Source organism: Streptomyces sp. LUP47B (assembly GCF_001746295.1).
Taxonomy (GTDB): Bacteria; Actinomycetota; Actinomycetes; order Streptomycetales; family Streptomycetaceae; genus Streptomyces.
On record NZ_MJAH01000006.1, the window covers coordinates 708,035 to 720,295 of the forward strand.

At 67.4% G+C, this 12,261-nt stretch carries 10 protein-coding genes; all 10 read right to left on the reverse strand.

The genetic code is table 11. The features are described from left to right. Position 1 precedes the first annotated feature (1 nt). The gene (locus tag BFN33_RS21295; RefSeq protein WP_069761657.1) at positions 2-652 is read right to left on the reverse strand and encodes an RraA family protein; all 651 of its coding nucleotides are present in this window, start codon (positions 650-652) and stop codon (positions 2-4) included. Further along, positions 649-3,120 carry a glycoside hydrolase family 2 TIM barrel-domain containing protein gene (locus BFN33_RS21300; protein WP_069761658.1) on the reverse strand — a complete coding sequence of 824 codons (2,472 nt, stop codon included), beginning with the start codon at positions 3,118-3,120 and terminating at the stop codon, positions 649-651. Before BFN33_RS21300 ends, BFN33_RS21295 begins: the two co-directional genes overlap by 4 nt. A gap of 23 nt (positions 3,121-3,143) precedes the next feature. Further along, positions 3,144-4,238: a Gfo/Idh/MocA family protein gene (locus BFN33_RS21305; RefSeq protein WP_069761659.1), complete on the reverse strand. Its 1,095-nt coding sequence runs from the start codon at positions 4,236-4,238 to the stop codon at positions 3,144-3,146. Further along, positions 4,235-4,975 carry a sugar phosphate isomerase/epimerase gene (locus BFN33_RS21310; protein ID WP_069761660.1) on the reverse strand — a complete coding sequence of 247 codons (741 nt, stop codon included), beginning with the start codon at positions 4,973-4,975 and terminating at the stop codon, positions 4,235-4,237. Before BFN33_RS21310 ends, BFN33_RS21305 begins: the two co-directional genes overlap by 4 nt. Continuing rightward, positions 4,972-5,961, reverse strand: coding sequence for an alpha/beta hydrolase (locus BFN33_RS21315; protein WP_069761661.1), 990 nt, complete (start codon positions 5,959-5,961; stop codon positions 4,972-4,974). Before BFN33_RS21315 ends, BFN33_RS21310 begins: the two co-directional genes overlap by 4 nt. Before the next feature lie 113 nt (positions 5,962-6,074). Further along, the gene (locus BFN33_RS21320; protein WP_069761662.1) at positions 6,075-6,968 is read right to left on the reverse strand and encodes a carbohydrate ABC transporter permease; all 894 of its coding nucleotides are present in this window, start codon (positions 6,966-6,968) and stop codon (positions 6,075-6,077) included. Beyond that, positions 6,965-7,915 (reverse strand): carbohydrate ABC transporter permease, encoded by a 951-nt coding sequence (locus BFN33_RS21325; RefSeq protein ID WP_069761663.1) that lies wholly within the window; start codon positions 7,913-7,915, stop codon positions 6,965-6,967. Before BFN33_RS21325 ends, BFN33_RS21320 begins: the two co-directional genes overlap by 4 nt. Before the next feature lie 214 nt (positions 7,916-8,129). Further along, complete coding sequence (locus BFN33_RS21330) at positions 8,130-9,404, reverse strand: ABC transporter substrate-binding protein (protein WP_079140908.1); 1,275 nt, start codon at positions 9,402-9,404, stop codon at positions 8,130-8,132. 508 nt (positions 9,405-9,912) lie between these two features. Beyond that, on the reverse strand, positions 9,913-11,070 hold the full coding sequence (locus tag BFN33_RS21335; protein WP_069761665.1) for a pyridoxal phosphate-dependent aminotransferase: 1,158 nt from the start codon (positions 11,068-11,070) through the stop codon (positions 9,913-9,915). 255 nt (positions 11,071-11,325) lie between these two features. Beyond that, on the reverse strand, positions 11,326-11,898 hold the full coding sequence (locus BFN33_RS21340) for a TetR/AcrR family transcriptional regulator (protein WP_069761666.1): 573 nt from the start codon (positions 11,896-11,898) through the stop codon (positions 11,326-11,328). Positions 11,899-12,261 lie beyond the last annotated feature (363 nt).

Below are 12,261 nucleotides of genomic sequence, written 5' to 3' on the forward strand. Positions count from 1 at the left end.
CTCATTTCGTGGGCGCCTGCTTGGCCTGCGTGCGCATGCCCTGCTCGGATTCCGCGATCCGCGCCAGCTCGGCGGCGATGTCATACGCCTTCTTCAGGGGCACTGCGACGATGCCGTCCGCGTCGGCCACGACCACGTCACCGGGGTTGATGACGACACCGCCGATAGCGACGGGCGTCCCGACGGCTCCCGGGCCGTTCTTCCACGGCCCTGCCGGCGTGACCGAACGCGACCACACGGGGAACTGCTGCTGCCGGATCTCGTCGCGGTCCCTGACCGCTCCGTCGACGATCGCTCCCACGGCTCCCCGTGAGGAGAAGTACTGGCTGAGGATGTCGCCCATCACGGCCCGGCCCGGGTAACCGAATCCGTTGATGACGAGGAAGTCGCCGGGTTCGATGTGCGCGACGGCGTCGATCACGGCCAGATCGTCTCCGGCGACCGTCAGAACCGTCAGGGCGCTGCCCACGGCACGGCAGCCGTCCCAGAGGGGTGTGATGCCACCGTCGGGCATGCCGAGGCGCCCGAGTGCGTCACCGATGTTCGCGACCGAGTGCCGCTGGAACTGCGCTAGCAACTCCCCGTCAGGACGCTGCCACTTCGGGCCGACCTCGATGTTGGGCGAGCCGGCCGATGTCGGCGCGTAGGTCATTTCTGTCCTTCCCCTGTCACGTGATGAATGGGTGCCTGGACGACGTCGATCTCGACGGAGGCGTCCGGGAGCCCGTGCGCCCGGGCTGTGACGGTGATCCGTCCCGTTTCCCCGGTGGCCCGGACGATCGCCAGGGCACGCCCCTTGAACGACGTGGCGGAATCGTCGAGGAAGCCCTCATCGGTGGCCGGAGCTCCCGTACCAAATCCTTGGAGGACACCAGGACCGTCGACCTGGATCGTGATCTTTGTGTCCCGGTTCGGGTTGAGCACACCGCCGTCGTCGATCAGGGTGATGTCGATGTAGACCAACCGCTGTGGATCGGCGCCGAGTTCGGTGCGGTCCGTCTCCAGGCTCAGGCGCGTGGGTTCACCGGCGGTGCGCAGCGCCGAGCGTCCCACCTCCGCTCCTCCGCGGTACGCCACGACCTCCAGGACGCCGGGCTCGTATGGCACGTCGGCTTCGGCGACGAAGTTCCGCTCGCTGCCGACGGGCACGGTCGCGACGGTAGTGCCGTTGAGCCGGAACTCGACCTCCTCGCCCGCCGCGTACGCCTCGACATGGAGCAGCGAGCCGACAGGAACGTCGAAGGTCCAGCTGGGGGAGACATCGGTCCAGGTCCATGCCCTGGGCTTGATCACGTAACCGTCCTCGCGGGGGCGTCGCACAGCGAGGTAGGGCGTCTGTGTGAGCCCGTAGACGATCTCGCGATAGTACGAGATCGGGTGACGCTGCCCGATGATGTCGATGTCCCCGCACTCGGCGGTGAGCCACGGGTAGGGGGCGCGGTGCACCTGCTGGTCCTCGGGATAGACGTGCCGGCCCGTTCCGACCTCCCCGAGGAAGTCCCATGCGGTCCAGGTGAAGTCGCCGATGACGTGAGAGTTCTCGGTGACGAGCTGCCACAGCCGGTCGATCTTCGTCGGGAAGGTCTCCGAGCCCACGACCACGCGGTTGGGATGGGCCTCCTTGTCCAGCACGTACCGGCTCTCGCCGTAGTTGAGCCCCACGACGTCGAGCAAGGAGGCGGGTTCGGCGAGTCGCTCACCGACGACCGGCGAGGCCATGAGGGCGTCGATCAGATGCGTCACCTGGCCCAGGTAGTCGTTCAGCCCCCGGACAGGCGCCGCGTCCTGCTCCAGTTCCGCCTTCAGCGCGGGGATCTTGTCGCGGGCGATGTACATGCCCTGGAGCGCGTGGGTGACCAGGCGGGTTGGGTCCTGCGCGCGTACCCGGTCGGCGATGCGGCGGCCCAGGCGCGTGCCGTGCGGGGTTCCGGCTTCGATGATCTCGTTGCCGATCGAGTACATGATGACGCTGGGGTGGTTGAAGTCCTTCGCCACGAGCGAGTCGACGTCGCGTTCCCACCACTGCGGGAATCTGCGCGAGTAGTCGTCACCGGACTTCGCGACCGTCCACACGTCGAACAGCTCGTCCATGACGAGCATGCCGAGACGGTCGCACGCGTCGAGCAGGGCAATGCTCATCGGGTTGTGCGCGGAGCGTACGGCGTTGAAGCCCGCGGCCTTCAGCATCCGCACCCGCCGCTCGGCGGCATCGGCGAAGTCGGCGGCGCCGAGAATGCCGTTGTCGTGGTGGATCGCACCGCCGCGGAGCTTGACGGTCTCGCCGTTGATCCGCAGGCCGCGGATCGGGTCGGCGGTGACGGTGCGGATACCGAAGTGCGTGGAAGCCTCGTCGAGCGGGTCGCTGTCGTCAACGAGGCGCACGGACGCGTGGTAGAGGTGGGGCGAGTCGACGCTCCACAGCGACGGCCGCTGGACGTACGCCCGCTGATGGGTGGTGATCCCTTCGCCCGCCAGGAGCGTGACCCGCGCCCGGTCGGACGCCACGACCTCGCCCCCGGCGTCCAGGATCTGGAGGAGCACTTCGACGACGCGAGTGCAGACGTCCTCGTTGACGATCTCGGTCTCCGCCACCACGGTGGCGAGATCGGCGTCGATGTCCGGCGTGGTGAGTCGCAGGCCGGTCGGTGTGACGTGGACGAGGTCGCCGACGAGGATGCCGACGGGGCGGTGGAGGCCGCCCCCCGAGTACCAGCGGGAGTCCTGGTGTGCCTGTGCGTCCACCCGGACGGTGTTGACCCGGCCGTACTGCAGGAAGGGGTCCGCGCTGACGTGGAAGCGGGAGTATCCGCCTGCCCACTGACCGGCGAGAGCACCGTTGATGTAGACCATCGCGTCGCGGTAAACACCTTCGAACTCGAAGGTGACTCGCTTCGTCGCCCATTCCTCCGGAACGTCGAACTGCTTCTCGTAGGTCCACTTTCCGTCGCGGAAGTAGCCCGTCTGCGGTCCACCGGAGTTCTGCGCGGACCGCCCTCCCCCCAGCATGGCGTCGTGCGGCAGTGTGACTTGTTCCTCACCGGCACCGGCGACCACGATCGCCTCGTGAACGGACACGAGAGGGCCGACGCGCCACGCGTCGTTGAACGGGATGCGGATCATTGAAACTTCCTTGCTCGATCGTTCTAGAGGGTCGCGGCCGTGGGGTCCCAGTTCTCGTCCAGGGGGGCCGGCGATGCCACGGTGGATTCGAGGGTCCGCGGTGCCCCGGCTCGTGCCGCCTCCTCTATGGCGAGGAGCACGTCGAGAACGTGGCAGGCGAGAGCGCCGGAGGCGCGTTCCGGTACGTCGTCGCGTATCGAGCGAGCGAGCTCCAGCACCCCCACTCCCCGGCCCCACGTGGACCCGACAGCGGGTACGTCTTCCGGTTCCGCATGGAGAGGGACGAACCTGCCTGTTCCAGCGAAGCGGTTGGGGTCGGGGACCTCGAGTGAGGCTTCCGTGCCGTGCAGTTCGAGGAGGTCGCGGCGGATCCCCGAATCGAAGCTCGTGACGAGGGTCGCCCGAGCGCCGGAGGCGAACTCGAGCAGAGCCATGTGCTGACTCGGTACGCGCACGTCGAACTCGGTCCCGGCGCCCGCACCGACTAGGACACGCCTGACGGCTCGTGCGGTGGAGGAAACCGAGCTCACGCGCCGGACGGCACCCAAGGTCTGCACGAGCGCGGTGACGTGGTACGGCCCCATGTCCAGCAGCGGGCCGGCTCCCTGGTCGTAATAGAAGGCGGGATTCGGGTGGGTGCCTTCCGGTCCCGGGGACTGCATGATCGCCAGCGCGCTCTTCGGTTCGCCGATGCGGCCCGCGAGGACCGCTCGTTGTGCCGTCTGCAGGGCACCACCGAGGAACGTGTCGGGTGCGCAGGCCACGCGAAGTCCTCTCCGGCCGGCCTTGTCCAGCAGCAGTCGTGCTTCGCGGCGGCTGATGGCGAGGGGCTTCTCACTCCAGACGTGCTTGCCGCTCGCGAGGATGCGGGCCGACACGTCGAAGTGGGCGGCGGGGACGGTGAGGTTCAGCACGATCTCGATGTCGTCGTGGGCCAGGAGCTCGTGGACGAGCAGGTGCCGCAACCCGAACTGCCGCGCACGAGCGCGGGCGCGCTCCTGGTCGAGGTCCGCTATCGCGACCACGTTCAGATCAGGGAACCGCGTCAGGTTCTCGAGGTAGTGGTTGCTGATGACGCCGGCGCCGATGACGCCGACACCCACTCGCTTGGAGTTCACCGGTCGACCTCCACCAGGTGGCGCAGGCTCTGCTGCACGGCTTCGAACGGGTCGCCCGCGTAGTCGTCCAGTTCCACGACGCGGACCGCGTCCGGTGCGGCCTTCAGGATGTCCGCCACCGGCATCGCACCCTGGCCAACCGGCTGCTGGTCCAGGAGGGTTGTGGTGTACGGGCCGTCCTTGACGTGCAAGAACCTGACGCGCGCCCCGAGCCGGGAGATCAACTCCACGGCGGACGTGCCACCGACCTCGGCCCAGAAGGTGTCGAGTTCCAGGACGACGTCCTCCTCCAGCGCCTCCGCGAAGACTTCGAGGCCGGTTCTGCCGCCGAAGTCCTGACGGACCTCGTGGTCGTGGTTGTGGTACCCGATGGTGACGCCTGCGGCCCGGGCAAGCCTCGCGACGCCGTTCAGACTCGCAGCCGCCGCTTCGATGTCTGCCCGCGTGGTCCAGCGCTGAGCGATGATGTGCGGTTCGATGAGCGTGCCGATTCCGAGCTCTGCTGCCACGCGGACAGCCGCGGAAGCATTTCCATCGACAAGGCTCGCGTGTGCGCTGAGAGGGCACAGAGGTGTCTCGGCCAGCGCACGCTGGTACGCGTCGCGGTACTGCTCGAACCTCCACAGCTCCACGTTCTCGAATCCCATACCGGCAACACGCGCGAGCGTCCCCGGGAGATCGGTCTCGATGGCGTTGCGCAGCGTATAGAGCTGCACTGAGTACAGGCGCTCCGTCATTCGCGTTCTCCCTGGTCCGGCGCGAGTTCTCCCGCATGAGCCGTTGTCACCGTCTCGGCCAGGACGGCGAGCGCGTGGTCCACCGGTTCAACTGAAGAGGGCAGGTTCAGGAAGCCGTGCAGTACGCCGGGCACCGTGACATGCCGCACGGGTACGCCCGACTTCACGAGTGAGGCCGCGAATGCCTCGCTGCTGGCGCGCAGATCGTCGTACTCGGCGTCGAGTACCAGGGTGGGACAGAGTCCGTCCAGGACGGCGCCCGCGGGGAAGGCGTAGCTGTGCGGATCCGGCGTGCCGCCCAGGTAGTTGGCCGTCATCTCGGCCACGTCCTCCGGCAGGATCCGGACCATGCGCGGCAACGGCGCGAACGCCTCGGCCAGCGGCGGCGCGAGGGGCGGCGAGACGGAGTGCATGGTCGCATAGGCCAGTACCACGGTGGCGGGCAGCCAGTTGTCGTCGCCCCGCAGGCGAAGTACGGCTCCTGCGGCGAGGTTCGCCCCCGCGCTCGCGCCACCGACGGTGATCCGCGCCGGCTCGATGCCGAGCACCGCGGCGTTCTTACGCACCCATCGGACGCCCGTCACGACGTCGTCGTGCGGCACCGGATACGTCACGCCGTCGGCCGCGAGCCGGTAATCCACGCTCACGACCACGGCGTCGGCCCTGGCGCACACCTCGCGGGCGGTCCAGTCGGCCTCGTGCATGTCGAGATCGCCGAAGGCCCATCCGCCGCCGTGCACCCAGACCAGGCCAGAGCGAGGCCGCTGCGGTGCTGACGGCGGCCGGTAGACGCGGACGGCTATCGGGCCGTGCGGGCCGGGAATGCTTTCGTCGCTGGTTTCGACGGAGGGCAGTGCCGGTGCCGCCTTCCAGGTCCGGTATTCCTGCAGGCGCGGTTGCACAGCCGGATCGGCGAGTGCCTGGCGCCAGGACGGGAGGTCCTCGATCAGGCTGAGCCGGGCGGAGATGCTGGGATGCAGGGTCATCAGGGTCAGGTCTCCAAGGGCACGGGGGGAAGCGGGTTGCAGCGTGCGTCGGCGGGAGGGGGCGGGGGAATTCCGCTCAGCCGCGTGGCCTGCCGGAGTGCCGGGCGGCAGGCCTACTTCACGCTCCCGGCGGTCAGGCCGGAGCGCCAGAAGCGCTGCAGGACGAGAAACGCGACGATCAAGGGGATCACCGAGAGGAACGCGCCGGTGATGGTGATGTTGTAAGGGATGCCTTGGTTCACCCCTTCCCGCCAGTTGGCCAGCCCGACGGTGACCGGCTGGAGTTCGTCGCTGTTGAGCATGAGCAGGGGCAGCAGGTAGTTGTTCCAGATGCTGACGAACTGGAACAGGAAGATGGTGACCAGCGCGGGGGACATGATCGGCATGGCGACCCGCCAGAAGATCCGGGCCTCGCCGGCACCGTCGAGTCGCGCGGCTTCGATCAGTTCGTCCGGTACCGACGCTCCGGCGTAGATGCGCGACAGGTAGACCCCGAACGGGCTGACGACGCTGGGCAGGAAGACGGCCCAGTAGGTGTTGACGAGATGGACCTGACTGAACATCAGGTACAGGGGCAGCGCGAACATGACGTCCGGGATCAGGACGGCGCCGAGGATGACGTTGAAGGTCAGGTCGCGACCACGGAAGGGGTACTTGGCCAGCGCGTACCCGGCCATGGCGGACAGCGTCGTGCTCACCGCCGCGCCGCCGATGCTGTAGAGGGCGCTGTTCAGCAGCCACCGGGCGAAGATGCCGTCCTGTTCCTGGAAGACGTCACGGATGTTGGTCCACAGATCGAAGTGGGAGAACCACAACCCGTTCGTGGTGAACAGGTAGCCGCTGTTCTTCGTCGCGGTGACCAGCAGCCACCAAACCGGGATGAGCGTGTACAGGGCGAAGAGCGCCATGACCGCGAACACGCCCGCCCGGCCGGCCAGCGATGACGTACGCAATCGCCCGGGAGGCCCGGCGGCGGCACGTGCTGCTGAGGGAGTGACGGTCGTCATGCGAAGGTGCCCTTCCGCTGGGTGAACTTGAGGAAGCCGAACGACAGCACGAAGGTCAGCAGGGCGAGGATGACCGACTGGGTGGCCGCGTAGTTGTAGTTGTTGATGTCCGCCGACTGCTGTGTGGCCAGGATCGGCGTGTAGGTCGGGGAGACGGTCGGGGCGACCTGACTCAGCACCGCGGGCTCGTTGAACAGCTGGGCGGTGCCGATGATGGAGAACACCGTGGTGAGGATCAGCGCCGGCCGTACCGCGGGAATCTTCACGTGCCAGGCGACCCGCCACCCGGAACAGCCGTCCATCACAGCGGCTTCGGTCAGTTCGCCGGGGATCGCCTGCAAGGCCGAGTAGATGATCAGCATGTTGAAGCCGGTCCAGGCCCACGTCATCATGTTGCCGATCGAGGCGAGCACGAGGTCGTCGGACAGGAAGTTCACTTCGAGCCCAAAGTGCCGCAGCGCGGCGGTGAACGGGCTGACGCTCGGCGCGTACAGGAACGACCACATGATCGCGGCGATCACGCCCGGCAGCGCGTAGGGCAGGAAGTAGATCTGCCGGAAGACCTTCTTGAACACGGCGCCACGCGAGTCCAGCAGCAGCGCCAGCAGGAGCGCCAGGCACAGCATCACCGGCACCTGCACGATGCCGAGCGTGAACACCCGCAGGAACGACGACATGAACCGGCTGTCGTGCAGAGCCGTCACGTAGTTGTCGAACCCGGCGAAGACAGTCGTCGACGGTCCCAGTCCGAGGCCGCTGCGGCGCGTCCTGAAGAAGCTCTGGTACACCGCGTAGCCGATCGGTGCGAGCAACATCGCCGTGAACAACAGCCCGAACGGTGCCAGGAAGAGCACCGCGGAACGAGTGTGGCCACGGCCGGGGACACGCTTCGCTGCCGAGCCGGCGATGGGGTGGGCGAGAGCGTCGCCAGGCGTTCTTGTCGCCATGCCTGCTCCTTGCTCGTGAAGTGGTCCCGTGAAGTGAGGAACCGACTGGTCATTGGTGCTGGTCGGGCTGGTCGTCGCCCTGCGGGGGCGCGGGCGGTGGTGGCACGGGGGAGGCCGGACCCCCGCATGTCGAGGCCAAGTGGGTGAACCCGCGGCGCCGGCGCCCGGCAGGTCAGGAAGGCCGCCGGGTGCCCGCCGTCGTTCACCGCGCGCGTCACTTCCCGACGCTCAGCCCCTGGCTCTTCATGGCCGCGACGGTGCTGTCCTGGACGGAGGTCACGGTCTTCGGGATGGTGCCCTGCCCGGCTCCGGCCTTCTTGAGCCCGTCCTTCATGTCGGACTGAACCTGGCTCATCGTCGGGCCCCACACCCAGCCCGTGCTCGTGTTCGCGGCCGCTGTCTTGAACACGTCGTAGATGTTCTGTCCGCCGAAGTACTTCGACGGCTGGTCCACGGCAGGCAGCTGCTGTCCGCTCGTCGCGGCCGGGTAGATGCCCGTGTTCTTGATCAGATTGGTGACACTGTTGCTGTCGGTGCTCATCCAGGTCGCGAACTCCGTGGCTTCCTTCGGGTGTTCGCAGCCCTTGAGCACCACGGTCGCCGAGCCTCCGCGGTTACCGGCCGCCTTCTGCCCGGCGGACCACTGGGGCATGGGCGCCACGGCCCACTTGCCGGACAGCTCGGGCAGGTTCTTGGAGATCAGCGGAGCAGCCCACACGGCGCTGACGAGCGACAGCAGCTGCCCGTCCTGCACCTTCTTGAACCAGGCCGTGTCCAGCATCGGGTCACTGGTGACCAGCTTCTTGTCCAGCAGGCCCTGCCAGTACTGCGCGACCTTGCTCGTCTGCGGGTTATCAATGGTCACCTGCCACCGGTCGTTCGCGGTACCGAACCACTTGCCTCCGGCCTGCCAAGTCAGCGCCCCCAGGTCATAGGCGTCCTGCGGCGTGGTCGTCAGGTAGGCCGAGGGGTTCGCGCTGTGCACCTTCTGCGCGGCCGCGGCGAAATCGTCCCAGGTCTTCGGTGGCGAGATCTTGTACTTCTTGAACAGGTCGCTGCGGTAGTACATCGCCATGGGCCCGGTGTCGACCGGGATGCCGAACACCCTGTCGCCGACGCTGGACATCTGCCAGGTCCACGGCACGAACTTGTCCTTGCCGGCGTCGGCGTACTGGGAGATGTCCTCCAGCGCGCCGGTGGCGATGAAGTTCGAGAGGGTGTCGTATCCCACCTGTCCGAGACAGGGTGCGTTGCCGGCCTTCACCGCGTTCTGCATCTTGGCGTAGCCGCCGATGCTGCCCGCCGGGATCTGGCTGTACTTGACCTTGATGTCGGGGTGCGACTTGTTCCACAGCGCCACGGACTTGTCGAGGCCGACCGCCGCCCCCCAGAACTCCACCGTCACCGGCTTGCCGCCGGAACTCGAACCGCCCGAGTCGCCGGACCCGCTACAGGCGCTGAGCGTGACGAGCGAGGCAACGGCCAACATGGCCCCAGCCCCCTTCACCCACCTTGAAGCCATGGGAACTCCTTCCGTCGGCCGTCCGCCTTGCGGAGCCTGCCGGTTGATCTGCGAGCGGCGTGTCGCGCATGGAGTCGTTGAGAGCTTCCCGTCATCGGGGACTCATCCCTACGAACACTGCCGAACGGCTTGCGATTGGGGTTTCACTTGAGGTGTGCGCCAGCCCTTGTTGGCCCGTCTGGCCTACGTGATGCGCTGGCCCCGCGGAGCAGGGTCCGAGGCTCGGAGTGCTTGCGTTCGAACTGAGCGGCTCACTCTGAAGTGCGAAGCGAATCTCAGTTGCGTCGACTATGGGGCCGGGTGCGCCGCCTGTCAACGCTTTCTCGTCGACTTTTGGTAAAGAGCCTGGCTCACCGAAAGGGCCGCTGGGCAGCACGGACTTCGGGACCTCTGTGACGCACTCGAGATCTCCGGGGGCCATGTGTATGCGCGCTGTCGGCCAGGCCGATATGTGATCGAAATCGAGGGGGCAGTGCTAAAGCGCGTTGATGACGTGCGTAAAGCGGCGCAGGCCCTCTTCGAGTGCCGCTTCGTCCGTGGCGAAGGACAGGCGTACGTGTCCCTCGCCCGACGGGCCGAATTCGGACCCGGCGCGTACGAGCACGCCTCCGTCGGCGAACCGTTGCACGAGTTCGACGGAGGGCAGGGCGCTGTCGATGCGGGGGAATGCGTAGAACGCTCCGAGAGGCCGGACGACGCTCACCGCGTCGAGACCGTCGAGGTGGCGCATGACCAGATCTCGCCGGCGCTGGAAGCGCCTCGAGAGTGCGTGCAGATCTTTGTCGGGAATGCGTAGCGCCTCGACGGCCGCGTCCTGGACGAAGGTGTTCAGAGGCCCATTGATCGTCCGGTGAACGAGGTTGATCTTTTCGGCGACAGCGGCGGCGGCGCAGATGAAACCGATGCGCCAGCCGGTCATTGAGTACGACTTGGAGAACGTGCCGGAGAGCACCACCCGGTCCCGCACAGAGATCAGTTCAGATGCCGAGGTGAACGTGATCTCGTCGAAGACGATGTCGCTGTATGCCTCGTCCGATAGGAGGTAGAGGTCGGGGTGGTCGCGGAGAATGGCGCCGACTCCTTCGATATCGGCTTTGGAGAACACCATTCCGGTGGGATTCACGGGATTGCACAGGATGAGCATGCGGGCTCCCGCTGCGGCCGCCGCGAGTTTGTGCAGGTCGATCGAGCCGTCAGGCCGCGTGGAGATCCACTCGGCCTTGGCCCCTGCCATGGCCGCGTGGTCCGCGTACAGGGAGTAGGTCGGTTCGGGGAGCAGTACTCGATCGCCCGGGTTCACCAGAGCGAGGACGGTGGCTGCGAGGCCGGCGCTGCCTCCGTGAGTGACGACGACATTCGCCGGGTCGACCTCGGGGCCCTGGGAACGCGCCAGGTGGGAGGCGATCTCCTGCCGGAGATCCGGCGACCCTGTGATCTGCGAGTAACGAGTGCGACCGGCGCGCAACGCCCGGACGGCAGCCTCCACCACTGGCTGCGGCGTGTTGCTGTCTGGTTCACCCATGGCCAGGGAGACGGCGCCCGGCACCGCAACGCCCAGCGTTTTGGGCCGCCTCGACGCTGCTCTGATGCGTTCCGGGAGAGAACCGGCCGTTAGGGAGGGGAGGGCGCTCATCCGATCTCCAGGGGGTCACGACGGAGGTAAAGTGCGAGCACATTCTCACATCGTGATGAGCGGTACAAGGGTGGGGGCGCGGATGGGTCGGCCGGAGGCAGGTGGTTGCAGAGGTCCGAGCGGGTGCCCGGTGGGCGCGCTGTGGTCCGGTGGGCATGCCTGAAGCCCACCGCAGACGCCGTGGGTGGTTGGTTCCTGGTGCTGAGCTACGGCCCCCGCGGGGAGCCGCCCCTCACCGGCTGCCGGTCGTGTGCCTCAGGATCCGGCCCAGCCCTGGAGAGCCCCGTAGTAGGCCGCCGTCAAACGGCTGATCGCTTCCTCCTCCGGGAGGCCGGTACTGATCAGGTCCAGGATCTCGCGTGGATCGAACATGGCGTTGTACAGGAACAACGCGTGATCGAAATGCTCGTCCGGCACGTCCAGGTGCCGCATCACACTGCGAATGGGGCGCTCCCAGGCGTCCCGGACCGGGGTGATCACCTCGTCGTTGTCGCGCAGGCGGGTGAGGAACCCCGTGCGCGACCGGATTTGGACCATGGCGGGGCCGTAGCTGCGGACCAGGCGAGCCCACTCCCGGACGACCTCCTCGAACAGGGCCGGGCCGGTCTTGGTGCAGTCATGGCTGTAATTGCGCAGCTGGACGATGACGCCGAGCAGGTAGGCCTTGAGGAGCTCCTCGACCGACGGGAAGTACCGATAGGCCGTGGCCAGCGACAGGTTGGCTCGCTCCGCGATGACCGCCATGGTCATCGCGCCGGGCTCGGTCCTGAGCGCTTCCCCCACGGCCTCCAGGAGCTTGCGCCGGTTGCGGACCGCGTCGCGGCGCATACCGCGCCCAGCACCCTGTTCCTCGTTCCTGACCGTCAGGGGGAGCCTCCCGGGATGCTTCGTCGGAGAGGTGTCTCACCTCTGGACAAGACGATAGTGATGTCCGTCCGAGTCGCTCAAGCGGCCGGCCCTTGGCTTGTGCCGGGATGTGTATGAATTGCTCTGCCGAGCTGGTACCGAGGCTGCACCATATGGACTGTCATTGCCTCGGAGAGGCTGGTGCGAGCCTGACCACCGGCGGGGCACCGGCGGCGATGCCCTCGACATTCTCCGGGTTCGGTGACAGCACCTGTGAGCGCCGGCCGAGTCCTGTGCTCGTAACGGCCCAGCACTCGGCATGGCGGGTGGTCCGTCGTAGGGGGC